Below are 25,818 nucleotides of genomic sequence, written 5' to 3'. Positions count from 1 at the left end.
TCACGATTCCCGGTCCCCGTCCCCTCGTTCGTACGACGCCCGCCGTCGGCGCAAGAGCGACACGCCGCGAGTCACTGCACAATCATGCAGTGGCGCGTACCGACGGTTCGGTCCGGGGAGGTGACTCTGAAGACATGACAGCGACGTCTCTCACCACCGCCATCCCCCTGGTCGACATCACCGCCGTCGGGGCCGGCGACACCCCGCTTCAGCAGATCATGCGGCTGGCCCGGCACCACGGGCCGATATTCACTCGGCGGCTGCACGACTCGGACCGGCTCTTCGTCACCTCCCTCGATCTCGTCTCCGAGCTGGCGGACGAACAGCGGTTCACCAAGTCCGTGGGCCCGGCGCTGGAGAACGTCCGGGAGTTCACTGCCGACGGGCTGTTCACCGCCTACAACCACGAGGCGAACTGGGCGAAGGCGCACGACATCCTGATGCCCGCCTTCGCCCTCGGGTCGATGCGCGCCTACCACCCGGCCATGCTGCGCGTCGCCCGCCGGCTGATCGACGCGTGGGACGAGCGGCTGGTCCAAGGCGTGCCGGTCGATGTGCCCGAGGACATGACGCGGATGACCCTCGACACCATCGGGCTCGCGGGATTCGGCTACGACTTCGAGTCGTTCGCCCGGCCCGAGCCGCACCCGTTCGTCGGGGCGATGGTGCGCTGCCTGGACTGGGCGATGAACAAGCTGGGCCGCGATCCCGAGGGGGACTTCGCCGCCGAGGACGCGGCGTTCCGGGAGGACGCCGCGTTCCTGGCCGGTGTCGTCGACGAGGTCATCGCGGCCCGTACGGCGTCCGGTGACACCCGCACCGACGATCTGCTGGGGCTGATGCTGGGCGCCCCGCACCCGTCCGACGGAACCACCCTGGACGCCGCCAACATCCGCAACCAGGTCATCACCTTCCTGATCGCCGGGCACGAGACGACGTCCGGCGCCCTGTCCTTCGCCCTCCACCACCTCCTCAAGGACCCCGTCTCGCTGCGGCTGGCCCAGCGGGAGACGGACGAGCTGTGGGGGGACACCGAGAACCCCGAGCCGACGTTCGAGGACGTCGGGCGGCTGCGCTGGACCCGGCAGGTGCTGCTGGAGGCGCTGCGGCTGTGGCCGACGGCGGCGGCGTTCACGCGCGAGGCCCGGGAGGACACGGTGCTCGGCGGCCGCTACCCGCTGCGCGCCGGGGAGGGCGTCACCGTGCTCACGCCGATGCTGCACCGGGACCCGGTGTGGGGCGACAACCCCGAGCTGTTCGACCCCACGCGTTTCGACCCGGCGGTCGAGGCCGCTCGCTCGCCGCACGCGTACAAGCCGTTCGGCACCGGGGAACGGGCCTGCATCGGGCGGCAGTTCGCGCTGCACGAGGCGACGATGCTGCTGGGGATGCTGATCCACCGCTACCGGTTCGCCGACACCGCCGGCTACCGGCTGCGGGTCAAGGAGACCCTCACCCTCAAGCCGGACGGCTTCACCCTCACACTCGTCCGCCGTACGGCCGCCGACCGGGCCGTGAACCGGGCGGCGCTGCCGGCCTCGGCGCGGACGGAGGGTGTCCGCGCGGAGACGGGCGGCGGCAGTGCCACGACACCCACCCGCGCCCGCGCCGGCACCGGGCTCCTGGTCCTGCACGGTTCCAACTACGGTACGTGCCGCGAGCTGGCCCGGGATCTCGCCGACGAGGCCGCGCGCCTGGGCTTCGACGCCTCCGCCGCCCCGCTCGACGAACGCGCGGGCGAGCTGCCCACGGACACGCCGGTGGTACTCGTCGCCGCCTCGTACAACGGCCGGCCCACCGACGACGCGGCCCGTTTCATGGAGTGGGCCGAGCGTACGGCCGGGCCGGGTGCCGCCGACGGCGTCCACTACGCGGTCCTCGGCGTCGGCGACCGCAACTGGGCCGCCACCTACCAGCGCGTTCCCACCCTCCTCGACGAGCGGCTCGCCGCGCTCGGCGGCACCCGGCTGCTGCCGCGCGCCGAGGCCGACGCGTCCGGTGATCTCACCGGTGCCGTCGAGGGCTTCACCCGCTCCCTGCTCCGGACGCTGCTGGAACGCCACGGCGACCCGGAGAGCACGGGACCGGAGAGCACGGGAACAGCCGCGCCCCAGGACACGGACGGCCCCGCCTACGAGGTCGCCGAGGTCTCCGGCGGTCCGCTGACCGCCCTGGCCGAGCGTCACGGGATGCTGCCGATGACCGTCACCGAGGCGTACGAGCTCACCGACCCGGCCCATCCGCGCACCAAGCGTTTCCTGCGGCTGGCGCTGCCGGAGGGCGTCTCCTACCGCACCGCCGACCATCTGGCCGTGCTGCCCGCCAACGACCCGGAGCTCGTCGCACGCGCCGCCGCGCTCTTCGGCGCGGACCTCGACACGGTCCTGTCGCTGCGGCCGCGCCGCGCCGGCCGCGACACCCTGCCCGTCGACCGCCCGCTGACCGTACGGGAACTCCTCACCCACCACCTGGAACTGGCCCAACGCCCCACCCCTCGGCAGCTGGCGACGCTGGCGGAGCGCAACCCCTGCCCGCCCGAGCGGACGGCCTTGGAGTCCCTCTCCCCCGACGACCCTCGTACGCTCCTGGAGCTGATCGAGGACCACCCCGCCCTGCGCGGCGCCCTGGGTGCGGCGGCCCTGCCCGAGCTGCTGTCTCCGCTGCGCCCGCGCACCTATTCCATCTCCTCCTCCCCGGCCGTGGACGCCCGTCACGCCGACCTGATGGTGTCCGTGCTGGAGGCCCCGGCCCGTTCCGGCCGGGGTGTCTTCCGGGGGACGGGCTCGGGCCACCTCGCCGCGCTGCGGCCGGGTGACACGGTGCTCGCCCGGGTCCAGCCGTGCCGCGAGGCATTCCGGATCGCGGCGGACGAGCGGACGCCGGTGGTGATGGTCGCTGCCGGAACGGGGCTGGCCCCCTTCCGGGGGACGATCGCCGACCGCACCGCCCTCGCGGCGGCCGGCGCCGAACCGGCGCCCGCGCTGCTGTACTTCGGCTGTGACGCACCGGAAGCGGACTTCCTCCACTCGGCCGAGCTCCGCGCCGCCGAGGACGCGGGAGCCGTCTCCGTACGCCCGGCGTTCAGCGAACGCCCGGAGGCGGGCGGCGGCCCGTACGTCCAGCACCGGCTCGCCGCCGAGGGCGACGAGGTCTGGTCGCTGCTGGAGGCGGGGGCGCGGGTGTACGTCTGCGGTGACGGCGCCCGTATGGCGCCGGGCGTCCGGGCCGCGCTGCGCGACCTCTGCGCCCGCCGGACGGGCGCGGACGCCCGGGCCGCCGACGCGTGGCTGCGCGAGCTGACGGACGCGGGCCGGTATGTGGAGGACGTGTACGCGGCGGGGTGAGACCCGCGCGTCCGGCTCTGCCCCGAACTCCCCCGCGACGCGACAGGCCGCAGCGGCTACGCTGCGGCCTGGGCCGCGCGACATGCGCGGCCAAAAGCTGCTTCACGGGGGACAGGGGGTTCGGTGAGCGGTACGACCGAGACCACGGACACGACCACAAGCGGCGGCGGCCCGGCCCGTATCGGCCGCCGCCGGGTACTGGCCGTCCTGGCCGGCGCGACCCTGCTGCCGGTGACGGGCTGCGGGAGCGATTCCGGGCCCCGGGCGGCGGGGCCCTCGGAACCGCCGCCCGACGGCCGGTCCGGCCCCGACGCCACGATTATGATCATCCGGCATGGGGAGAAGCCGCGCGGCAGTACGCGCGGGATGGACGAGAACGGCGAGCCGGACAAGAAGTCGCTGACGCAGCGGGGCTGGGAGCGGGCCCGGGCCCTCCCGAAGCTGTTCGCCCCCGCGACGGGCACCTCCGGAGCGGACGCCTCCGGACGGACCGCGCTGCCCCGGCCCTCCACCCTCTTCGCCGCCGCCGACTACGGCCCCAACGCGGGCTCCCGCCGGATGCGGCAGACCGTCACACCGCTGGCCGAGGAGCTCAAGCTGCCGGTCAACACTTCCTTCTCCGAGACGGAGGAGGCGAAGCTGGCCACCGCCGCACTCATGTCTCCGCAGCCGGTACTCATCTGCTGGGAGCACTCCAGGATCGCGGACATCGTCAAGGCGCTGGGCGCGGCCAAGGCGCCCGGGGTGCCGAAGTCCTGGCCGGACCGTTTCGACCTGGTCTGGGTACTGACCCGGCACGGCGGCACCTGGTCCTTCCGGTCCGTACCGCAGCACCTGCTGGACGGCGACGCGGCGGCCACCCGGCCAAGTAGCTGACTCTTCGTCAGTTCCCGTACCCTACCGACCGTTCACATCGGCACATGGACGGGAACGAACGGAAGATGACCATACGCAGCGGAATGATCGCGTCCATAACGGCGGCGCTCCTGGCGGTACCGGCCGCGACGACGGACGCGGCCGCCGCGGAGCCCTCCGCGTCGTACGCGGCCACCACGTCCGTAGGAGTGCACAACGCCTACGACAAGGCCAAGTACCCCTACTTCGCCGACGCCCTCGACTCCGGGGCCGCCCTCCTCGAACTGGACGTGTGGTCCAACGGCTTCGGCGGCCGTGCCTTCCGCGTCTCCCACGCCAACCCGGTCGCGAACAACAACAACTGCGAAGGCGCCACCTCCGCCGCGCGGCTGCGCACCGGCTCCCGCAACCAGCCGCTGTCCGGCTGCCTAGCCGACATCCGCGCCTGGCACGACGCCAACCCGGGCCACCGGCCGGTACTGCTCAAGGTCGAGATGAAGGACGGCTTCAACGCCAACAGCGGGCGCGGCCCGGCCGAGCTCGACGCACTGCTGACGGCGAAGCTCGGCGACGCGCTCTACCGCCCGGGCGACCTGCTCGGCAAGCACGCGAACCTCGACGAGGCCGTACGGGCCGGCGGCTGGCCCGCGCGCTCGGCACTCGCGGGCAAGTTCATGGTCGAGCTCATCCCCGGCACGGTCGAGGAGGGCAACCCGGCGGACCGGCTGTGGACCGACCGTGAATACGCCACGCATCTGCGTGACCTGGCCGCCGCGGGGCGGATCGGGTCGGCGGCGGCGTTCCCTGCGGTGCACGGCGCTGCCGCCGGTGATCCGCGGACGCGGTACGCCGATCCGGCCATCCGGCCGTGGTTCGTCCTCTTCGACGGGGACGCGAGCGCGTATGTGAACGGCGGGATCGACACGGGGTGGTACGACGGGCGGCACTATCTCGTCGTGATGACGGACGCGCACAAGGTGGCGCCGGGGATCGATGGCACCCGGCCTACAGAGGCGCAGGCGCGGGAGCGGGTTGTGCTTATGGCGCGGGCGCATGCCAGTTTTGCCACCGCGGATTGGTATCCGCTGCCGCAGGTCTTGTCGACGGTGGTGTCGCGCGGCTGACCCGCCGCGGGGGTGCCCGCGCCTTCGGCGCGGGATTTCGCCCACCCTCCCCCAGCTACCGCTGGGAGGTGCCCCCAGCCCGATTGCCCGGAACGGACGGGGCACCCCCACGTCACCCGATCAGCCTGTCCGGAACACCACGCCCACCATCCGTCGCATCCTTGACTCCCCCACCCGCCCACGCGAGCCTCGGCGCTGACACCACTGTCACCTGAGGGGTCGTGGTCATGAGGGGTCACATGAGAGTGACGGCGGCGCTCGCCGTAGCGGCATTGCTGATCGCCGGCAACCCCCCGTCGGCCACGGCCACGGCCACCGCTCCCGACGGCGACCTCACCAGCCTCGTCAACCCCTTCATCGGCACGGAGAACGAAGGCAACACCTTCCCCGGCGCCGCCGTGCCCTTCGGGATGGTGCAGCTCTCCCCCGACACCGGTCACAACACCGGCTACGACTACAAGGACCACCAGATCCGTGGCTTCAGCACGGTCCACCTCTCAGGCGTCGGCTGCCGCATCGGCGGCGACCTCCCCGTGCTGCCGACCACGGGCGAGGTGACCCAGACCGACAACGCCCGCTACGCCGCAGAGTTCAGCCACCAAAACGAAACAGCCCGCCCGGGCTACTACCGGGTCCGGCTCGGCTCGTACGGCGGGATCACCGCCGAGCTGACGGCCACCGCCCGCACCGGCCGGCAGCGCTACACGTTCCCGGCCACCGAGCAGGCGAACGTCCTGCTCAACGCCGGCCAGTCGCTGCACCGGGCGGTCTCCAGCTCCGTCCAGGTCGTCGACAGCCGCACGGTGCGCACCACCGTCACCGGGCGCGGCTTCTGCCAGGACACCCGCCCGTACACCGTGTACACGGTCACCCGCTTCGACCGTCCGTTCCGCTCCTACGGGACCTGGAAGGACGACCGGGTGACGAAGGGGTCGCGGTCCTCGTCCGCCACCACCGGCCGCAACGGCGCGTGGGTGCGTTTCGACACCACCGACGACCGGGAGGTGGAGGCCACCACGGCGATCAGCTATGTGGACGCGGCGGGCGCGGAGCGCAATCTGCGTGCGGAGGAGGACGACTTCGACCGTACGGCGGACGCGGCGCAGGAGGCGTGGGAGCGGCGGCTGCGGGACGTCGAGACACAGGGCGGCACCCGGACACTGCGCCGCACCTTCTACTCCTCCCTCTACCGCTCCTTCCTCTCCCCCAACATCGGCAGTGACACGGACGGCCGCTACACCGGCTGGGACCAGAAGACGCACCGCACGCGGGGCTTCACCTACTACCAGAACTGGTCGCTGTGGGACACCTACCGCACGCAAGCCCAGCTACTGGCCCTGCTCGCTCCCCGCGAGGCGCGGGACATGGCCCTGTCGGTACTCCGCGTCGACGCCGAGGGCGGCTGGCTGCCGAAGTGGGGCTACGGGACGGTCGAGACGAACATCATGACCGGTGACCCGGTGACGCCGTACCTCACCAACGCCTTCCACCACGGGCTGCTGACGGGCCACGAGGAGGAGGCGTACCGCGTACTCAAGAGGAACGCGGACGGAGTGCCTCCGCCGGCGAACCCGGGAGTCGGCCGGGAGGGCAACGCCCAGTACCTCAAGAACGGTTACGTCCCGTACCTCCCGGACCGGCCGCGCAGCAAGCCGGGGGACTCGGACTTCCACGAGGGCGCCTCGGCGACGCTGGAGTACGCGCTGGCCGACGGGGCGCTGGCGAGGATGGCGCGGGCCATGGGCCATCGCGAGGACGCGCGCCGCTACACGGCCCGCTCCCGCAACTACCGCACCCTCTACGACCGGGAAACGGGCTTCTTCCGGCCGCGCGGGGCCGACGGGGCGTTCGCGGGGTCCGCCGACCCGGCGAAGAGCCCGGGCTTCCACGAGGGCACGGCCTGGCAGTACCAGTGGCTGGTGCCGCAGGACCTGCCGGGGCTGGTGGAGCTGATCGGCGGCAAGGACAGAACAGACCACCGGCTGGACTCCTTCTTCGCCTACGACAAGCTGCTGGCCGACCCCGCGCGCACGGCTCGCGAGGTGTGGGTGAACGGCCCGTACGACTACTACAACGCCGACAAGTACAACCCGCAGAACGAGCCGGACCTCATCGCGCCGTACACGTATCTGTCCACCGGGCGGCCGTGGAAGACGACGGACGTGGTGCACGCGGCGCTGACGCTCTTCACGGACACGCCGGACGGGATGACGGGCAACGACGACCTGGGGACGATGTCGGCGTGGATGGTGCTGTCGGCCATCGGGGTGTATCCGGTGCAGCCGGGGGCGGATGTGTGGGGCCTGAGCACACCGGTGTTCGAGCGGGTGGAGCTGCGGCTGGACCGGCGCTGGTATCCGAAGGGGCGGTTCACGGTGAGCGCGCCGGGCACCTCGCGCACGGACCGGTATGTGCGCTCGGTGCGGCTGGACGGGGAGGCGTACGACCGGACGTATGTGACGACGCAGGCGATTCGCGAGGGCGGGCGGCTGGACTTCCGGGTCGGGCCGCGGCCCGGTGACTGGGGCACGGGCGCGGCGGCGGTGCCGCCCGCCATCGGCTGATCCATCGGCTGATCCCCGGGCCCGGTGCGGGGCGGCGGCTTCCTTCGGCACCCGCGCTCGGCCATGATGACGGCGTTTCGCCGGAGGGCGAGCCGCCCCCGGGCCGACGAGAGGACGACGAGAGGACGAGACTATGGCCGGGCTCGGGATGGGGCGCGGTGTGCTGCGCCGCAAGCCGATCGAGACGATCGAGGAGGCGGAGGAAGCGGAGGCGCACGGCGAGCGGCTGTCCCGGACCCTGGGGTTGTGGCAGCTGACCGCGATCGGCGTCGGCGGCATCATCGGCGCGGGCATCTTCAGTCTGGCGGGCACCATCGCCAACGGTGTGGCGGGCCCGGCCGTGCTGGTCTCGTTCCTGATCGCGGGTGTCGCGAGCGCGGCGGCGGCGTTCTCGTACGCGGAGTTCGCGGGGCTCATCCCCCGGGCGGGCTCGGCCTATACGTACGGCTACGCGGTCCTGGGCGAGCTGGGCGGCTGGTTCATCGGCTGGGACCTGCTGCTGGAGTACACGGCGATCGTGGCGGTCGTGGCCATCGGCATCTCGGGGTACATCAACTTCCTGCTCGGGGAGACGAACGCCCAGTTGCCGCACTGGATGCTGGGGGCGCCGGGGACGGGGCACGGGCACCGGGTGGACCTGTTCGCGATGGTGCTGTGCCTGCTGATCGCCTATCTGCTGACCTTGGGCATCAAGAACGCGGCCCGGTTCGAGACCGTGGTGGTGGGCCTGAAGATCATCGTGGTGCTGCTGGTGGTCGTCGTGGGGTTCTTCCACGTCAAGAGCGCCAACTACCACCCCTTCTTCCCGTTCGGGCTGAGCGGCGCGTTCACGGGCGCGGCCACGGTCTTCTTCGCGGTCTTCGGCTATGACGCGATGTCCACGGCGGCCGAGGAGTCCAAGGACGCGCAGCGCCATATGCCGAGGGCGATCATCTATTCGCTGGTGATCTCGATGGTGCTGTACGTGCTGGCCTGCCTGGTGCTGACGGGCATGCAGAACTACAAGGACATCGACAAGGCGAGCGGTTTCTCCACGGCCTTCAAGTCGGTCGGGCTGCCGGGGCTCGCGGACGTGATCGCGGTGGGCGCGATCATCGGCATTCTCACGGTGATGTTCACCTTCATGCTGGGGGTCACCCGGGTCTGGTTCGCGATGAGCCGGGACGGGCTGCTGCCGAAGTGGTTCGCGCACACGCACCCGACGCGGCACGTACCGACGCGGGTGACGTGGATCGTGGGCGGCGCGTCGGCGCTGATCGCGGGGGTGATCCCGATCGGCGAGGCGGCGGAGCTCACCAACATCGGCATCCTGCTGGCCTTCGCGGTGGTGTGCACGGCGGTGATCGTGCTCCGCTACAAGCGGCCGGACCTGCCGCGGTCCTTCCGCTGCCCGGGGATGCCGGTGGTGCCGGCGATCGGGGTGGCGGCGTCGATCTGGCTGATCACCTATCTGGCGTGGCAGACGTGGGTGCGGTTCGCGGTGTGGTTCGTGATCGGGCTGGCGGTGTATTTCAGCTACTCGTACAAGCACTCGGAGCTGGCGCACGCCGACGAGCGCGGGATTCCGCAGGACTAGCCGGGGGGCGGGGCCGTCTCATACAGGTTCCGAGGCGGGAGCCCCTCGGCGCCGGCTGCCCGGGGCCGACAGTCCGACCGCCCCGGTGAGCAGGACCACCACGGTGCCGGCCGTGAGGAACGCGCCCGCAGGGGAGGCGTCGACGAGCGGTGGGAGAAGGAGTATCGCGGCCACGGTGCCCGCGCGCGTGGCGGTGTGTTCGACGGCCATCAGCCGCAGCCGTTCCGCCGGTGGGTACGCCCCCAGGCGCGCCCGCATGGTGACGGTCCCCACGGGCACCGCCAGTCCCGACAGCAGGCACAGCGACCCCAGCACCAGGTCGGAACGCGCCGCCGCCATACCGGCGGTCGCCAGGCCGTCGACCGCCCAGGCGGCGCAGCAGACGGTGAGCCAGGCGCGCGGCCGCAGGCCGCCGGCGACGGGGTTGCCGATGAGCGCGCCGATGCCGGAGACGGCGGTGATCAGCCCGTAGGCGCCCGCGCGGGTGTCGTGCCCGTGGGCGAGCAGCGCGGGCAGCCCGATGGTCGTCGCGGCGACGCACAGCGGCAGGGCGCCGTGCACTCCGATCGCCAGGCCGATGCCGGGCCGTTCCCGTACGAGCGCGGTGACGCGCACGGCCCGGAGCTGCTCGGCGGGGGCGGTGCGGGGCGGTGGGGGCAGCCGCCTGGCCATGCCGCCCAGGGCCACGGCGGAGACGGCGAACGCGGCGCCCACGCAGGTGAAGAGCTCGCTCTTGGAGATCACCAGCAGCAGCGCGCCCGCACAGGCGTGCCCGGTGGTACGGGCCACGCGGCTGGTGAGGTCGAACAGTCCGGTGAGGGACTGGATCTGCCCGGTCCGCCCGAGACCGGGCACCAGCGCCTCGAAGTTCGGGTCGAAGAGCGCCCCGAGTACCCCGAGGACGCATACTCCGCCCAGTACGAGGGCCGTGCCCCGTGCATCGGGCGACCAGACGAACGGCAGGGCCACGGCGACGCCCGCGCGCAGGGCGTCGACCGCGCACAGCGCTCCGTAGGAGGAGAAACGGGCGACGACGCGCCGGCCGATGACGCCGAGGACGACGTAGGGCAGCGACTCCAGGAGCGCCACGAGCCCGGTGAGCGAGGCCGATCCGGTGCCCGCCCAGACGCTCCACATCACCGCCATCGCGTACAGCCGGTCCCCCAGCGCGGACAGGCTGCGCGCCAGCCACAGGACCAGCACGGGGCGCTGTCGCAAGAGCCGCGCGTACTCCATGCCGTCCTCCCGCCCGGTCGTGACCACACCGTAGGAGGAGAGCGGAGGGACATGGCTGCTGGTATGCGACAGGTCACTCGACTACACGAGAAGTCATCACATGTGATGGAAGAGTGCTACTTGAGCAGCCGGGACAGTCTGCGGTCCGCCAGCGGTTTCCCGCCCGTCTGGCAGGTGGGGCAGTACTGGAGGGACGAGTCGCTGTAGGAGACCTCGCGGATGGTGTCCCCGCAGACGGGGCAGGGCTGCCCGGTGCGGCCGTGCACCCGCAGGCCGGTCTTCTTCTCCGCCTTGAGGTCGGCGGCGGCGTGGCCGCGCGAGCGCTCGACCGCCTCGCGAAGGGTGGTCTCCAGGGCCTCGTAGAGCGTGGCGCGTTCCTCGTCTGTCAGAGAGGCGGCGAGTTTGAACGGGGACATGCGGGCGGCGTGGAGGATTTCGTCGGAGTAGGCGTTGCCGATGCCGGCGATGACGTTCTGGTCGCGCAGGACGCCCTTGATCTGCCGGCGCTCGTCACGCAGCAGCCCGGCGAAGACTTCGGGGGTGAAGCCGGGCGCGAGCGGGTCGGGGCCGAGGCGGGCGACGCCGGGTACGTCCTCGGGGGCGTGGACGCAGTACACGGCGAGCCGTTTGCGGGTGCCCGCCTCGGTGAGGTCGAAGCCCGCGCCGTCGGCCAGCCGCACGCGCAGCGCCAGCGGCCCCTTGCCGGGGCGCGGCGGCGCGGCGGGGAGCGTGTCATGCCAGCGCAGCCAGCCCGCGCGGGCCAGGTGGACGACGAGGTGGGGGCCGTGGCCGCCGTCGCCGGTGGCCAGGGCGAGGAACTTGCCGTACCGGCGCACGGCCGTGACCGTACGGCCCTCCAGGGCGGACGGCGGCGGGTCGTAGGTCTTCAGGACGCTCACCGCGACCGGCAGGACCCGCTCGACCGTGCGGCCGACGAGCCTCTCGGCGAGGAAGCCCGCGAGGGCCTCGACCTCGGGCAGCTCCGGCATGGGTCCAGTCTGCCGCGACTTGCCTGGTCGGCAACTCCGCGACGGCCCGTGCGGGTCCGCGGCGGTGGGCGCGGACGGCGGGTCGGTGCCGCTACCGCGCACGGGTGGTGGGGCCACGACGCCCGGCGCACGGGCGGCGGCTTCCACGAGGGAGCCGCCACCGGGCGAGGACAGGGACCTGTCCCGGCGACGGGCCTCGGACAGCGGTTCCGCGACGGCGCGCACGGGCGGCGGAGCCACAACGCCCCGGCGCACGGGCGGCAGCTTCCGCGAGGGAGCCACCACCGGACGGGGACAGGAACCTGTCCGGGCGACGGGCCTCGAGCGGTGGCCCGTCAGGAAGAGCCTGCGGACGGGGTCGAGTCCGTGAGCGCGGGTACGGACGGGGTCGAGTCCGTGAGCGCGGGTACGGATGGCACCGGTCCGCGGCCGGCGCCGGGTCAGTGGACCGGTGCCGCCCAGTCGATGCGGTAGCCGGTGAGCCAGTCGCGGACCGGGCGGCCGGGCCTGGCCAGGCGGCGCTCCACCTCCGCGTCGCGGGCGCGGCGCTCCTCGGCGGTCACCGGTCTGCGGCGGGCGAGGGAGGCGCTCAGGGCGACGACGCGTTCGACGCGCTCGCGCCGCAGCCGCTCGTACCCCTCGAACGCCCGCCCCGTGCCCGGCAGGTCGCGCAGGCAGCGGGCGAGGACGACGCCGTCCTCGATGGCCAGGGAGGCGCCCTGGGCGGCGTTGGGCGCGGTGGCGTGGGCGGCGTCGCCGATGAGGACGGTCCGTTCGTCGTGCCACACGGGCGTGCTGGGCAGGTCGTAGCAGTTGACGCCGACGACGTCGTCGCCGGTGGCGGCCACGATGGCGGCGGCGGGGGTGTCGTCGGCGGCGAAGACCTCCCCGACGCGGCGGCGCCACCCGTCGGGGGTGGCGGCGGCGAGAACGGCCCGGGGCAGTTCCGGCCCGGGGACGTTGGCGAACCAGAAGGTGCTGCCGTCCGGGGCCGTGGTGCAGCCGAAGAAGCCGCCCCGCCCGTAGTACATCCGGAAGGTGCGCGGCGGGGCCGGTTCGGCGCCGTCGACGGTGGTGCGGGGCCCGGTGCGCCCGGACACGGTGAACTGGCCGGTGTGGCGGGGCGGCGGCGAGGCCGGGTCGAGGAGGGCGCGGACCCGGGAGCGGATGCCGTCGGCGCCGATCACCAGGGAGCCCTCGGCGTGGGTGCCGTCCGCGAAGGACGCCACCATCCGGCCGTGGGAGCGGGTGGTGAGGCCGACGAGCCGCTTGCCCTGCTCGACACGGATGCCCCGGCGGGCCGCCTCCTCCCGCAGCACCCGGCAGAGCACGGCCCGGGGGACGGTACGGGGGCTCAGCCCGGCCTCGCCCGAGCCGGACATGGGCCGCCGCCCGAGGAGCCGGCCGGTCTCGCTGTAGGACTCGACCGTGTCGGCCGCGCAGGAGACCGCGCGTACGGGCTCGTCGGCGCCGATGGCGCGCAGGGCCGAGAGCCCGTTGGCGAAGAGGGTGAGGAACGATCCGGACGGCCCGGCTCCGGCCGGGACCGCCTCGTAGACGGTCGCGTCGAGGCCGGCCCGGCGCAGGGCCATCGCGGCCACGGGTCCGGCGACGCCACCACCGATGATCAGGGCATGGGCCATGGTCCGGTTCAGTCCCCCCACATCGCGTCCGTTCGAACAAGTGACTAGGACGTGCTTGTGCCTAGGACGAAACCAGACGCGATGGGAGGCGTCCAGAGCGCGTGGCCCGCCCGTCAGCGCCCCAGGGCGGCGGCGAGATACGGCGCGGTGGCGCTCCCGGCGGCCCCCGCCACCTGTCCGGGGGTGCCGGCGGCGACGATCCGGCCGCCCTCCGCTCCCCCGCCGGGCCCGAGGTCCACGACGTGGTCGGCACCGGCCACCACGGCCATGTCGTGCTCGACGACCACCACCGAATGGCCCGCGTCCACCAGGCCGTGCAGCTGACGGAGCAGCACCTCGGTGTCGGCGGGGTGCAGCCCGGTCGTCGGCTCGTCCAGGACGTACAGGGTGTGGCCCCGGTGGGCGCGCTGGAGTTCGGTGGCGAGCTTGATGCGCTGCGCCTCGCCGCCGGAGAGCTCGGTCGCGGGCTGGCCCAGCCGCAGATAGCCCAGGCCGACGTCCTGGAGGGTACGCAGGCCGCGCCGGGCGGCCGGCACGTCGGCCAGGAACTCGGCGGCCGCGTCGACGGTCATGTCGAGGACGTCCGCGATGGTGGCGCCCCGGTGGGTGACCTCCAGCGTCTCGGGGTTGTAGCGGGCGCCCCGGCAGGCGGTGCACGGCGTGTAGGTGCCGGGCAGGAACAGCAGCTCGACGGCGACGAACCCCTCGCCCTGGCAGACCTCGCAGCGTCCCGCGACGACGTTGAAGGAGAACCGCCCGGCGGTGTAGCCACGGGCCCGGGCCTCGTCGGTGGCCGCGAAGACCTTCCGGACGGCGTCGAACAGCCCGGTGTAGGTGGCGAGGTTGGAGCGCGGGGTGCGGCCGATGGGCTTCTGGTCGACGCGTACGAGCCGGCTGACGGCCGCCGGCCCGTCGGCCTTCGCGACGACTTCGGTACCGTCGAGGTGCGCGGCGACGGTCTCCGCCAGCACCTGGCCGACGAGCGTCGACTTGCCCGAGCCGGACACGCCCGTGACGGCCGTGAAGACGCCGAGCGGGAAGTCCACGTCGAGGTCGCGGAGGTTGTGCCGGTTCACCCCGCGCAGCCGCAGCGCGCCGGACGGCTCCCGGGGCGTCCGGACGGGAGCGGGGGCGGCCTCGGGGAAGACGAACCGGCGGGTCGCCGACCCGGGTACGTCCGCGAGCCCCTCGACGGGCCCGCTGTAGAGCACCTGCCCGCCGTGCTCCCCGGCCCGGGGGCCGACGTCGACGATCCAGTCGGCGCGGCGCACGACGTCCATGTGGTGCTCGACGACGAACAGCGAGTTGCCCGCCGCCTTCAGCCGGTCCAGCACGGTCAGCAGGGCGGCGCTGTCGGCGGGGTGCAGCCCGGCGGACGGCTCGTCCAGGACGTACACCACCCCGAACAGCCCCGAGCGCAGCTGGGTGGCGAGCCGCAGCCGCTGGAGCTCGCCGGCGGAGAGGGTGGGGGTGGGGCGGTCGGTGCTGAGGTAGCCGAGGCCGAGCTCGGTGAGCACCTCGATACGGGCGATCAGGTCGCGGGCCAGGGCGGCGGCCACGCCGTCCCCTTGGAGGGTCGGGCGCAGCGTCTCCGCCAGCGCGGCCAGCGGCAGGGCGGCGAGCTCGGCGATGTCCCGTCCGGCGAAGGTGACGGCGAGCGCCTCGGGGCGCAGCCGCCGCCCCGCGCAGGCCGGGCAGTCCGCGCTCACCAGGTGCCGCTCGGCGCGGGCCCGCAGGGCGGCGCTCTTGGAGTCGGCGAAGGTGTGGAGGACATAGCGGCGGGCGCTCATGTAGGTGCCCTTGTAGGGCCGCTGGATACGCTCGGCCTCCCGGACGGGGTGCACGGTGACGACGGGCTGCTCGTCGGTGAAGAGGATCCAGTCGCGGTCGGCCCGCGGCAGCTCGCGCCAGGGCCGGTCGATGTCGTGGCCCAGCGTGTCGAGGATGTCGCGGAGGTTCTTGCCCTGCCAGGCGCCGGGCCAGGCGGCGATGGCGCCGTCGCGGACGGACAGCGACGGGTCGGGGACGAGGGAGTCCTCGGTGACGGTGTGGACCCGGCCCAGTCCGTGGCACTCGGGGCACGCGCCGGCGGGCGTGTTCGGCGAGAAGGCGTCGGAGTCGAGGCGCCCGGCGCCCTCGGGGTAGCTCCCGGCGCGGGAGAAGAGCATGCGCAGGGAGTTGGAGAGCGTGGTGACCGTGCCGACGGAGGACCGCGAGGTCGGCGCGGAGCGCCGCTGCTCCAGCGCGACGGCGGGCGGCAGCCCGCTGACCTCCTCCACCTTCGGCGCGCCGACCTGGTGGATCAGCCGGCGGGCGTAGGGCGCGACGGACTCGAAGTACCGCCGCTGGGCCTCGGCGTACAGCGTCCCGAAGGCGAGCGAGCTCTTCCCGGACCCGGAGACACCGGTGAAGACGACGAGGGCGTCGCGGGGGATGTCGACGTCGACGCCTTTGAGATTGTGCGTCTTCGCACCGCGGACGCGAACGTGGGGGTCGTGCATCAGCCCGATACTACGTCCCCGGAGGTTGTGGGCAATCGTCCCGCTGGGCTGGGGGCACCTCCCAGCGGTAGCTGGGGGAGGGTGGGCACAACCGGACCACCGGGCCGCACCCGACCCCGCACCCCCCTCGGCCGGCTGCGAAGCTGACCACATGCACCACATCCTCGTCGTGGAAGACGACCCCACCGTCGCCGAGGTCGTCACCGGCTACCTGCAAAAGGCAGGCCACACCGTCACCCGCACCGAGAACGGCGAAGCCGCCCTCACCGAAGCGGCGCGCCACCGCCCCGACCTGGTCGTCCTCGACCTCATGCTCCCCGGCGGCCTGGACGGCCTGGAGGTCTGCCGCGCCCTGCGCCGGACGCATGACCACCTCCCGGTCATCATGCTGACGGCCCGCGGCGACGAAGAGGACCGCATCCTGGGCCTGGAAGTCGGTGCGGATGACTACGTCACCAAACCGTTCAGCCCCCGCGAGCTCGTCCTGCGCGTGGAGTCCGTCCTCCGCCGTACCCATGCGGCGGCTGCGCCCACGAGCGCCCCGCCCCTGCGGGCCGCCGGGCTGGCCCTGGACACCACGGGCCGCCGCGCCACCAGGAACGGCACCGACCTCGCCCTCACCCTCCGCGAGTTCGACCTGCTCGCCTTCCTTCTGCGCCATCCGGGGCGTGCCTGTACCCGCGAGGAGCTGATGCGCGAGGTGTGGGGCTGGGACTTCGGGGACGTGTCGACGGTGACCGTGCACGTACGCCGGCTGCGCGCCAAGATCGAGGACGACCCGGCGAATCCCGTGCTGATCCGGACCGTATGGGGCGTCGGCTACCGCTTCGAGGCGCCCGGGGAGGCGGCCGGGAATGGGTGACACGCTGCTCATCGCCCTGTTCGCGTTCCTCGGCGCGGCCGCCGCCGGGCTGCTGGGGGCGCTGGCGCTGCGGCTCCTGCGGCACCGGTCGGTGACGGTCTCCCTCGCCGTGGTGGCCGCCGTGTCGGTGACGGCGATGCTGGCCGGGACGCTGGCCGTGGCCCAGGCGATGTTCCTGTCCGCGCACGACCTGACGGTCGTGACGACGGTGTGCGCGATGGCCGCCGTGGTCTCGCTCGCCACGGCCCTGCTGCTCGGCCGCTGGGTGGTGGCCCGTAGCGCCGCGCTGACCCGCGCGGCCCGGTCCTTCGGCGAGGGCGGCACCTTCGCCGCCCCCGGCGGCGGCGCCACGGCGGAACTCGACGCGCTCTCCCGGGAGCTCGCCGCCACCAGCGCCAAGCTGGCCGAGTCCCGGGATCGCGAACGCGCCCTCGACGCCTCGCGGCGCGAACTGGTGGCCTGGATCTCCCACGACCTGCGTACCCCGCTGGCGGGGCTGCGCGCCATGTCCGAGGCGCTGGAGGACGGCGTCGCCGAGGACCCCGCGCGCTACCACCGGCAGATCCGCACCGAGGTCGACCGGCTCAACACCATGGTGGGCGACCTCTTCGAGCTCTCCCGCATCCACGCGGGCGCCCTGCCGCTGCGCCCGAGCCGGATGTCGGTGTACGACCTGGTGGACGAGGCCCTGGCGGGTGCCGGGCCGCTGGCGCGGGAGCACGGGGTGCGGCTGGTGGGGGACGGTGTGGACGCCGCGCCGGTGGAGGTGGACGGCAAGGAGATGACCCGGGTCCTGGGGAACCTCCTGGTGAACGCGATCCGGCGGACCCCGCCCGACGGCACGGTCGCGGTGGCCGCGCGGCGCGAGGCGGACGCGGTGGTGGTGTCGGTGACGGACGGCTGCGGCGGCATCCCGGAGGAGGATCTTCCCCGGGTCTTCGAGACGGGCTGGCGGGGCTCGGCGGCCCGGACCCGGCCGGGGGGGCGCGGGGCTGGGCCTGGCGATCGTCCGCGGCATCGTCGAGGCCCACGCGGGCCGGGCGTCGGTCCACAACGTGCCCGGCGGCTGCCGGTTCGAGGTGACGCTCCCGACGGCCGTCAGCGCGGGGCCGCGCCACCCCGTGAAGGGGGATCACGGCCCAACACGCTGACGTGATCAGGGGTCGTGCGTCACGATGCACCCGCCGGCAGAGCGAGCAGCGACGACCGTGGAGCGGGATGGCCCATGTCCGACACCGGAGCCGAGTCAGATGTCGACGCCGACCCCCTGCGCAGGATCGCCGCGGCGATCGAGCGGGAGTGGGATCCCTCGACCCGGACGTGCCTGACCTGCGGCGGGCCGGCCCTGGTGGTCGTGCGGGAGGAGTCGGCCGGGAGCAGCCCCCCGGTGATCAGCGCCCGCAAGGCGTGCGCGAACCAGGGCTGCGAACGCCCCTGATCCCCCGGCCGGGGCCTCAGCCGTCCGCGCCCGCCCCGGCGGCAGCCGTCCGTGCCGCCCAGCGCTGTTCGACCTTGGCGAAGCGCCAGTAGCCGAGGGCGACGGCCCAGACCACCACGAACAGCCCGACGATGACGAAACCGACGTTGTCGAGGTTCAGCCCCGCGATCCAGCCGGTCACCGCGTCGTCCAGGCCGAGCTTCTCGTGGAGCACGCCCACCAGCTCGATGGTGCCGATGAGGAAGGCTACGGCGATGGACAGCCCGGTGATGGTGAGGTTGTAGTAGACCTTTCTGACGGGGTTGGAGAACGCCCACTGGTAGGCGAAGTTCATGAACGTGCCGTCGAGCGTGTCGAACAGGCTCATGCCGGCCGCGAACAGCAACGGCAGGCACAGGATCGCGTACCAGGGCAGCCCGGCGGCGGCGCCGCTGCCCGCCATGACCATCAGTGTGACCTCGGTGGCGGTGTCGAAGCCCAGGCCGAAGAGGAAGCCCAGCGGGTACATCTGGCCGGGGCGGCTGATGGAGCGGGTGAAACGGCCCAGGAGGCGGTTCATGAAGCCGCGCGAGTCGAGCTGCTTCTCCAGTTCGGCCTCGTCGTAGCGGCCCTCGCGCATGGCGCGGAAGACCCTCATGATGCCGGCGAGGGCGACGAGGTTGAGGATGGCGATGAGGTAGAGGAATCCGCCGGAGACCGAGGTGCCGACGACACCGAGGGCCTGATGGGTGGTGGAGTTCTCGTTCATCAGCGTCCCGGCCAGCCGGGTGCCGCCGGTGACCAGCAGCGTCAGCAGGACGACGACGCTGGAGTGGCCGAGGGCGAACCAGAAGCCGACGGAGACCGGGCGCTGCCCGTCCGCCATCAGCTTGCGGGTGGTGTTGTCGATGGCGGCGATGTGGTCGGCGTCGAAGGCGTGCCGCATGCCGAGGGTGTAGGCGGTGACGCCGAGGCCGACGCCGAAGGCCTTGGAGCCGACGGTGTAGTGGTTCGGCACGACCAGCAGGAAGAGCACGCCGAACGCGACGACGTGGAGGGCGACGACGACGGCCAGCAGGCCGGCGGTCCGCAGGGTGTCCTCACGCCGCCAGCGGAAGGCGGGCGGGGACGGTTCGGTGGATGTGGCTATGGATATGGACATCTTGGGGTGAACGCTCCAGCACCTCGTGGATCATTTCGAGATGCCGTGGCCGGTCTCCTGGCTTACGGGTGACTGGCGTTACCGTCCCGCCTTCCCGGCAGCCGGACGCTGCCAGTGGCTCCACGAGCCGGGGCGCGCGGAAGAGGACGGTCACTCCCCGATCACAGTGGCGAGGGCCGCTCCGGAATCGGCCCACGAGGGGCCTCACCGGTCTTCCCGAACACCACGGCCGGGCAACCATAACGTCCCGGCCGGGCTCCGGGGCGAGAATGTGGCACTTGCCATCTCCTCGCAGCAAGGTCCGACACTCCGCAGGTGATGGACGCGCCGGGCGGCCCGGTGTACGAGTGCAGGAAGACCTCGACGGACGGCCGAGAGAGGGCTGATCGCCAATGGCGGACACGGCAGGGGACATCGAGCGGGGGCCCGGGACACCGGAGCCCGGGGTTCCGGAAGAGCGGTCGGCGTTCGTCCGCCGTATCGGGCTGTTCCAGGCCACCGCCATCAATATGAGCCAGATGTGCGGCATAGGACCGTTCGTCACCATTCCGCTGATGGTGGCCTCCTTCGGCGGGCCACAGGCGGTCATCGGCTTTGTCGCCGGGGCGGTGCTGGCACTGGCCGACGGGCTGGTGTGGGCCGAGCTGGGCGCGGCGATGCCCGGCGCGGGCGGCAGCTATGTCTATCTGCGGCAGGCGTTCCAGTACCGGACCGGCAGATTGGTGCCGTTCCTGTTCGTGTGGACGGCGATGCTCTTCATCCCGCTGGCCATGGCCACGGGTGTGATCGGTTTCGTCCAGTACCTGGGCTATCTCTGGCCGGGCATGACGCAGACCCAGGGCGATCTGACGGGCCTGGCGTTCGTCGTGGTGGTCGTCGGGCTGCTGTGGCGGCGGGTGGAGAGCATCGCGCGGATCACGGCCGTGCTGTGGTGCGTGATGATCGCCTCCGTCGTCCTGGTCATCGTCGCCGCGTTCACCCACTTCAGCCCGGACCGGGCCTTCACCTACCCGGCGGGCGCCTTCGACCTCACGACCGGTCAGTTCTGGCTGGGCTTCGCGGCGGGCCTGACCATCGGCATCTACGACTACGGGGGCTACAGCACCGTCGCCTACATGGGCGCCGAGATCAAGGACCCCGGGCGTGTGATGCCACGTTCCATCATCTACTCGATCCTCGGCATCATGGCCATCTATCTGCTGCTCCAGATCGGCACCCTGGGCGTCGTCGACTGGCGGGAGATGCTGGACCCCGACTCCACGGCCGGGTCCTCCGTGGCCTCGGCGGTCATGGAGCAGACGTGGGGCAAGGGCGCGGCGGACGTCGTCACCGTGCTGATCCTCGTCACGGCCTTCGCGTCGGTCTTCACCGGGCTCCTGGGCGGCTCGCGCATCCCCGTGGACGCCGCGCGGGAGAACGTCTTCTTCCGCCGCTTCGGCGCCCTCCACCCGCGGCTGCGCTTCCCGGTGCTGCCCCTGACGACGATGGGACTGGTCTCGGCCGTCGGCTTCCTGATCGGCCGTCATACCGACCTGGCGACGATCATCCAGTTGCTGATGGCGGTCATGGTGATCCTTCAGGCGCTGTCGCAGGTACTGGCCTTGACCGTGCTGCGGCGCCGGCAACCGGGACTGCCGCGCCCGTACCGGACGTGGCTCTATCCGCTGCCGAGCCTGGTGGCGCTGGCGGGCTGGCTGGTGATCTACGGCTTCGCCGACCGGAACTCCCCCGGCCGCCATCCCATCGAGTGGTCGCTGGCCTGGGTGGGCGCGGGGTGCGTGGCCTTCGTGCTGTGGGCGGCGAGGGAGAAGGTGTGGCCGTTCGGGCCGCGGGAGATCAGTGAGGAGTACCTGCCCGGAGGGGTCTCCGCCATCGGGCTCGCCGAGCCCGTGACGGCCGTCTCCGGCGGGCCTGTCACCGACGCGGGGGACGACGATCCGGACCCCGGCACGGGCCCCGGCGGCGTGGCGCCCACCCCGGCCTGACGGGGCGTCCGCTCCACCGGCCGGGCCGCCCGGACTCCTGCGGTCCGGCCGAACGGTGATAAAACGGCACCCATGCCTGTGACCACTGCCCCTCCCCCACGCGCCCCCGGTGCCCAGCCGCGCAAGCTGCTCTGGCACCGCCTCATATTCGGGCTCTGGTACCGGCCCGTCGAGGTCCTCGACGAGGCGCGGGACCGGAGCGTCTGGGGAGCGGCGGCCTTCCTGTCCCTGCTGTGCGGGGCGCTGGGGACGCTGGCCAACGACTCCTTCTGGGTGCAGTGGGGGGTCAGCCCCCTGCTGGCGCTGGAGGCCATGGCCATCGGCTCGCTGGTGATGATGCTCGCCAGTCTGCTGCTGGGCGCCGCCACGCACGCCATCGCCCGCCGGCTCGGCGGCAACGGCAGGTTCGCCCCCACGGCGAGCCTGTTCGTCGTGCTGTTCTGGGCGAGCGATCTGCCCCGGCTGATCCTCGACACCTGGCTGCCGTCCGGTTCGGTGCCGGTGCGCGCCGCCGCGTCGGTGACGGCGGCCTTCGGCTACGCGCTCGCCACGCTGCTGATACGGGGTCAGCACCATCTGCCCACCCACAAGGCGGTGGCGGCGGTGAGCCTCCAGATGCTGGCGGCCGTGACGCTGCTCAAGTTCCCGCCCGGCAGCGCCTGAGCGAGCGGGCCCGAGCGATGGGGTGACGACGAAGGCCCGCCCGGTGCGACGGGGGATGCACACCGGGCGGGCTCGAGGACAGTTCTACCTCATCAAGGATGGGTTATGCATCAAAAACCTGTTCGGTCGTCCTAAGACCAACGAACGGGGAGCGAATTCAGGCCACGCGCCCGGATGGCCGGACGCCAGGTCAGCTCCTCCCTCGGAACGTCCAGTTCCAGATTTTCGAAGCGCTCCAGCAGCGCGGCGAGCGCGGTCTCCGTCTCCATCCGGCCCAGCGCGGCGCCCAGGCAGTAGTGGATGCCATGGCCCAGCGCGAGGTTCCCCGAGCGGTCCCGTCCCAGGTCGAAGCGGTCGGGGTCGGGGAATCGGGCCGGGTCGCGATTGGCCGAGGCCAGCGACAGCAGAACGGTCTCACCCGCCGGGACCGTCACTCCGCCGATCTCCACGTCCTCCACCGGGAAGCGCCGGATCGCCAGCGGAAGAGGTCCGTCCCACCGGCTGACCTCGTCCACGAGCGCCGCGAGACCGTCCGGATCCTTACGCACCGTCTGAAGCAGTTCAGGACGGTCCAGCAGGGCGAGAACCGTGTTGCCGATGAGGTGGGTCACGTTCTCGTATCCACCGAACACGATGAGGAACGCCAGGGACGTCAGCTCGTCCCGGGAGAGCGTGTCCCCGGCCTCCTGCACCGCGATCAGGTCCGAGAGCAGGTCGTCGCCGGGCTCGGCGCGCTTGGTCTCGATGAGTCCGGTGAAGAAGGCCATGAGGGAGCCGACCGCCTCCTTCATCAGATGAGGCCGCGTCCGGTCGGGGGTGATCATGGCGTCCGTCCAGGCCCGGAAGTCGACCCGGTCCGCCTGGGGAACGCCGAGCAGATGGCAGATCACGGCGACCGGCAGCGGGCCCGCGAAGGACTCCAGCAGATCCGCCCGCCCCACCGGCTCGACGGCGTCCAGCAGTTCGTCGGCGAACCTCCGCACCGGGCCGCGCAGCTTCTCCACCCGGCCCGGGGTGAACGCCTTCACCACCAGCCGGCGCAGCCGGGTGTGGTCGGGCGGGTCCATGTTCAGCAGGTTGGCGTCGAGCGCCGGGGGCAGCGAGAAGCCGCTGTAGTTGCCGGGCAGGGCGTTGCTCCGGTCGAGGGAGAGCCGGGGGTCGGCGAGGGCGGCCCGTACGTCGTCGTAACGGGTCACCAGCCAGGCATGCTTGCCGTCGGGGCCCTCGAACCGGTGCACGGGGCCGCTCTCACGGAGCCGGGCATAGGAGCCGTAGGGGTCGGATATCAGGTCCGCCGTCGTGGGTGGGGGTGGGGTGTCGGTCGATCGCATGGAATCCGACTCTAGACCGGACCGTCCGGTCCTTTTGTCCAGATCGGAGTGCCGGAGATCTCGATCGGGACACCGGAAAGAAGTAGGGGCGGAATCGCACAAGCGGCGCCGGATTCCGATGGATCGTCCGATCCGTCGGAATCCGGCGCCGGCCTGTGTCGTAGGCGGCCTTGACCCCCGTCCAGGGCCGCCTCGTCCATGGGCCGCACGCGCCGTCAGGGGCGGCGTGCCGCGCTGAGCTCCCGTAGTTCGGTGAGCACCGCGTCGACCAGCGGATCGTGGAAGACGTCGGCGACGCGCGCCAAGTGCTCGTGTTCCTCCGCCGGGTCGGCGCTCACGGTCATCACCACGCTGTCGGCGGACGGCCGTGCCACATGCCCCACGACCTGGTTGCCCAGGCCCCTGCGGAGCGCGGCGGCCTCCACCACCGCGGCGGTGCGGTGCTCGTCGAGGGCGGCGGCGCCGGCCTTCTCCCGGGCGATCTCCAGGGTGACGGGCTCGACATGGCGGCGGACGCCGCGCTGGATGTCCCGGATCTCGGCCATCTGACGGTTGGCCCGCCACTCCAGGTCCGCGAGCGGCCAGCGGGCCGTCCAGCGGGACTCGGGGATGGTGACCTCGGGGGCGTGGGCGGTGACCTCCCGCCACAGCGGCTCCAGTCGGCGCAGCCGGCGCCAGGCGGCGGCCCGGGGGCCGACGGCCGGCAGCGAGAAGCCGAGCAGGACCAGGAGCGCGGCCACCGAAGCGGTCATCGGGGCCACCCCGTTGGACAGCCAGTACTGCTCGTGCCCGGCCCAGCTCAGGGCGAACCCGGCGAGCTTGCAGGCGCAGTACACCAGACCCAGCCAGCAGCCCGCGGCCAGGGTTCGCAGCCCCCTGGCGAGCCAGGAGCGGCCCAGCTGGGCGGCGTAGCGCGGGCAGAGCGTACCGAGCCCGGCGAGGCTCACCCCGAAGATCAGCAGATAGATCACCAGGAAGGCGACGACGCCGGGGGCGTCGGCGTAGGCGGTGCTGAAGTCGCGCGGGTGCTCCACGTCGTCCGGGCGGCCGGCGAGGAAGCAGACGACGGCCACGGCCCAGGCCAGCCCGACCGCCCACACCGCGAGACGGCTGCGGGCCGCGGCACGAGCGTGGACGCCCTCGTCGCCCCGGCTGGTCCAGCGCAGCAGCAGGACGGTGGCGCCGGAGGCGAACAGCACGACGGCCGAGTAGAGGAAGACCATCGCCAGGTTCGCGACGCCCGTCAGCCGGTCGAAGGCGCGGTAGACGCTGGGCGCGGAGAACAGGAAGACGATCGGCACGCCGGAGGTCATCAGGGCGGTCAGGCCCAGGTCGACATTGCCCCGGTCGCGGAACCAGGCCCGGGCCTTGTAGCCGACGATGGCCCAGGTGACAGCGCTGAAGCTCAGATAGAGGGCGTCAAACACCGGCGCCCCTTCCGCCGGCCGACCCGTCCTGGATCTTCTGCCGGACGTGCTGGAGCGCGGGCCCCAGCGACGCGGCGAGCTCGGCGGCCTGACCCTCCAGCAGGACGTCCTGGCCCGGCGGCGGAGGCACCACCTTCGCCATGAGGAGGGTGCCGAGGATCTCCGTCTCGCGCTCGGTGAGGTTGTCGTAGCAGTGGTGCCGGGCGAGGCCCATGGTCAGGCCCATCCGCCGCATGGCGGTGGCCACGTCGACCGAGGGCGTCCACACCTTGAGGGCGTCCTCGGTGACGGCGGGGTCCTGGTCGTGGCCCAGCAGCAGATGGCCGATCTCGTGCAGCACGATGTGGACCTGGTGCCACGGGGAGGTCTTCTGCTCGTAGATGACCCAGTACGCGTCGTCCGTGGTGGCCGTCATACCGGAGACGACCCCGTCCAGACCCATGGGCACCAGATGGATGGGCCGGCCCACATGGCGCGCGACGGCGGCACACATACCCTGGAGATCGGTCGACGCGGGCAGGGCGAGCTCCTGGATGAGCTGCTTGCACCGGCGACGTATCCGTCCCACGCGCATGCTTGCACCGTCCTCGTCCTCGGTACGCCGCCAGTTGGTGAAGAGGCCGTCCTCCGCTGTCACGGTCACTGGCGCTCCACACCCCCCGCGTCGGGCGGGTCGGACGGAAGGTTCATCTGCTGCCGGAACTGACTGATGATCGTGGTCAGACTGTCCTGCACCTCGGGGGGCAGGCCCACCGAGCGCAGAGCGATGGCCCGGACGCGCTGGTCCCGCATCGCGACGAGGAAGCGGACCTCCTCCTCCACGCGCTCGGCCTGGGAGGCCGACAGATCGCCCATCAGATACCCCACCGGCACGGCGAAGAACTTCGCCAGCGCCCGCAGGACGTCCGGGCTGGGGTTGGCGCGCTTGCCGTTGCGCAGCATCGACAGATACTGCTCGGTGAGCGTGACGCCGCCGTACTCCTCCCCGCGGCCGATCTCCTCGGCCACGTGCCCGTTGGTGTACGGCGCGCCGGGCGGGTGCATGTTCGCGAACAGGTAGTTGAGCCGCTGCGCGAGCGGGCTGCCCGCGTCACCGGCCGATGCCGGCCTGTCCCCCCCGTTTGCCATCTGCCCCGTTC

Annotated in this window: 18 protein-coding genes, 1 pseudogene and 1 riboswitch; of the genes and pseudogenes, 10 read left to right on the top strand and 9 right to left on the bottom strand. The window is 72.5% G+C overall.

The window, feature by feature from the left end:
• The first annotated feature begins 134 nt into the window (after positions 1-134).
• From RM609_RS09825 to RM609_RS09805, 5 genes are all read left to right on the top strand, one after another.
• Positions 135-3,344: a bifunctional cytochrome P450/NADPH--P450 reductase gene (locus RM609_RS09825; RefSeq protein WP_311609628.1), complete on the top strand. Its 3,210-nt coding sequence runs from the start codon at positions 135-137 to the stop codon at positions 3,342-3,344.
• Positions 3,345-3,467: 123 nt separating this feature from the next.
• Positions 3,468-4,220: a histidine phosphatase family protein gene (locus RM609_RS09820; RefSeq protein ID WP_311609626.1), complete on the top strand. Its 753-nt coding sequence runs from the start codon at positions 3,468-3,470 to the stop codon at positions 4,218-4,220.
• An 83-nt stretch (positions 4,221-4,303) separates the two neighbouring features.
• The gene (locus RM609_RS09815; protein WP_311609710.1) at positions 4,304-5,323 is read left to right on the top strand and encodes a phosphatidylinositol-specific phospholipase C domain-containing protein; all 1,020 of its coding nucleotides are present in this window, start codon (positions 4,304-4,306) and stop codon (positions 5,321-5,323) included.
• A gap of 239 nt (positions 5,324-5,562) precedes the next feature.
• Positions 5,563-7,887: a GH92 family glycosyl hydrolase gene (locus RM609_RS09810; RefSeq protein WP_311609625.1), complete on the top strand. Its 2,325-nt coding sequence runs from the start codon at positions 5,563-5,565 to the stop codon at positions 7,885-7,887.
• A gap of 133 nt (positions 7,888-8,020) precedes the next feature.
• The gene (locus RM609_RS09805) at positions 8,021-9,463 is read left to right on the top strand and encodes an amino acid permease (RefSeq protein WP_311609624.1); all 1,443 of its coding nucleotides are present in this window, start codon (positions 8,021-8,023) and stop codon (positions 9,461-9,463) included.
• An 18-nt stretch (positions 9,464-9,481) separates the two neighbouring features.
• On the opposite strand, the gene RM609_RS09800 is transcribed toward RM609_RS09805, so the two are convergent.
• From RM609_RS09800 to uvrA, 4 genes are all read right to left on the bottom strand, one after another.
• Positions 9,482-10,699 carry an MFS transporter gene (locus tag RM609_RS09800; RefSeq protein WP_311609623.1) on the bottom strand — a complete coding sequence of 406 codons (1,218 nt, stop codon included), beginning with the start codon at positions 10,697-10,699 and terminating at the stop codon, positions 9,482-9,484.
• 116 nt (positions 10,700-10,815) lie between these two features.
• Positions 10,816-11,688 carry an Fpg/Nei family DNA glycosylase gene (locus RM609_RS09795; protein ID WP_311609622.1) on the bottom strand — a complete coding sequence of 291 codons (873 nt, stop codon included), beginning with the start codon at positions 11,686-11,688 and terminating at the stop codon, positions 10,816-10,818.
• A gap of 440 nt (positions 11,689-12,128) precedes the next feature.
• On the bottom strand, positions 12,129-13,331 hold the full coding sequence (locus RM609_RS09790; RefSeq protein ID WP_311609620.1) for an FAD-dependent monooxygenase: 1,203 nt from the start codon (positions 13,329-13,331) through the stop codon (positions 12,129-12,131).
• A gap of 113 nt (positions 13,332-13,444) precedes the next feature.
• A complete protein-coding gene (uvrA, locus tag RM609_RS09785; protein ID WP_311609619.1) occupies positions 13,445-15,832 on the bottom strand; it encodes an excinuclease ABC subunit UvrA in 2,388 nt (795 codons plus the stop codon).
• Positions 15,833-15,983: 151 nt separating this feature from the next.
• Between uvrA and RM609_RS09780 the strand changes: the two genes are divergently transcribed.
• The 3 genes and pseudogenes from RM609_RS09780 to RM609_RS09770 all read left to right on the top strand — a co-directional run bounded on the left by RM609_RS09780 (position 15,984) and on the right by RM609_RS09770 (position 18,132).
• Positions 15,984-16,694 (top strand): response regulator transcription factor, encoded by a 711-nt coding sequence (locus RM609_RS09780; protein ID WP_311609618.1) that lies wholly within the window; start codon positions 15,984-15,986, stop codon positions 16,692-16,694.
• Positions 16,687-17,845 (top strand): annotated as a pseudogene (locus RM609_RS09775) (sensor histidine kinase). The gene RM609_RS09780 and the pseudogene RM609_RS09775 overlap by 8 nt, the downstream one beginning before the upstream one ends.
• Before the next feature lie 74 nt (positions 17,846-17,919).
• Complete coding sequence (locus RM609_RS09770; RefSeq protein WP_311609617.1) at positions 17,920-18,132, top strand: hypothetical protein; 213 nt, start codon at positions 17,920-17,922, stop codon at positions 18,130-18,132.
• Positions 18,133-18,148: 16 nt separating this feature from the next.
• Here RM609_RS09770 and nicT read toward each other — a convergent pair whose 3' ends face one another.
• On the bottom strand, positions 18,149-19,273 hold the full coding sequence (gene nicT, locus RM609_RS09765; protein ID WP_311609616.1) for a Nickel transporter NicT: 1,125 nt from the start codon (positions 19,271-19,273) through the stop codon (positions 18,149-18,151).
• A 30-nt stretch (positions 19,274-19,303) separates the two neighbouring features.
• Positions 19,304-19,516: riboswitch (cobalamin riboswitch) on the bottom strand.
• Between the two features lie 149 nt (positions 19,517-19,665).
• Between nicT and RM609_RS09760 the strand changes: the two genes are divergently transcribed.
• Positions 19,666-21,258, top strand: coding sequence for an APC family permease (locus RM609_RS09760; RefSeq protein WP_311609614.1), 1,593 nt, complete (start codon positions 19,666-19,668; stop codon positions 21,256-21,258).
• A gap of 72 nt (positions 21,259-21,330) precedes the next feature.
• Positions 21,331-21,921, top strand: a complete 591-nt coding sequence (locus RM609_RS09755) for a YIP1 family protein (protein ID WP_311609612.1) — start codon at positions 21,331-21,333, stop codon at positions 21,919-21,921.
• Positions 21,922-22,052: 131 nt separating this feature from the next.
• Here RM609_RS09755 and RM609_RS09750 read toward each other — a convergent pair whose 3' ends face one another.
• The 4 genes from RM609_RS09750 to RM609_RS09735 all read right to left on the bottom strand — a co-directional run bounded on the left by RM609_RS09750 (position 22,053) and on the right by RM609_RS09735 (position 25,807).
• Positions 22,053-23,252, bottom strand: coding sequence for a cytochrome P450 family protein (locus RM609_RS09750; protein ID WP_311609611.1), 1,200 nt, complete (start codon positions 23,250-23,252; stop codon positions 22,053-22,055).
• 215 nt (positions 23,253-23,467) lie between these two features.
• On the bottom strand, positions 23,468-24,679 hold the full coding sequence (locus RM609_RS09745; RefSeq protein ID WP_311609610.1) for an MAB_1171c family putative transporter: 1,212 nt from the start codon (positions 24,677-24,679) through the stop codon (positions 23,468-23,470).
• Entirely contained in the window at positions 24,672-25,322 is a 651-nt protein-coding gene (locus tag RM609_RS09740; protein ID WP_311609607.1) for a hypothetical protein, read from the bottom strand. Before RM609_RS09740 ends, RM609_RS09745 begins: the two co-directional genes overlap by 8 nt.
• Positions 25,319-25,807, bottom strand: a complete 489-nt coding sequence (locus RM609_RS09735) for a helix-turn-helix domain-containing protein (protein ID WP_311609606.1) — start codon at positions 25,805-25,807, stop codon at positions 25,319-25,321. The genes RM609_RS09740 and RM609_RS09735 overlap by 4 nt, the downstream gene beginning before the upstream one ends.
• Between the last annotated feature and the right edge of the window lie 11 nt (positions 25,808-25,818).

Source organism: Streptomyces hesseae, from assembly GCF_031845785.1.
In the GTDB taxonomy this organism is placed as follows: Bacteria; Actinomycetota; Actinomycetes; order Streptomycetales; family Streptomycetaceae; genus Streptomyces; species Streptomyces hesseae.
The sequence above is the reverse complement of the archived record's forward strand: the minus strand, read 5'-3'. Positions and strand labels throughout refer to the sequence as shown.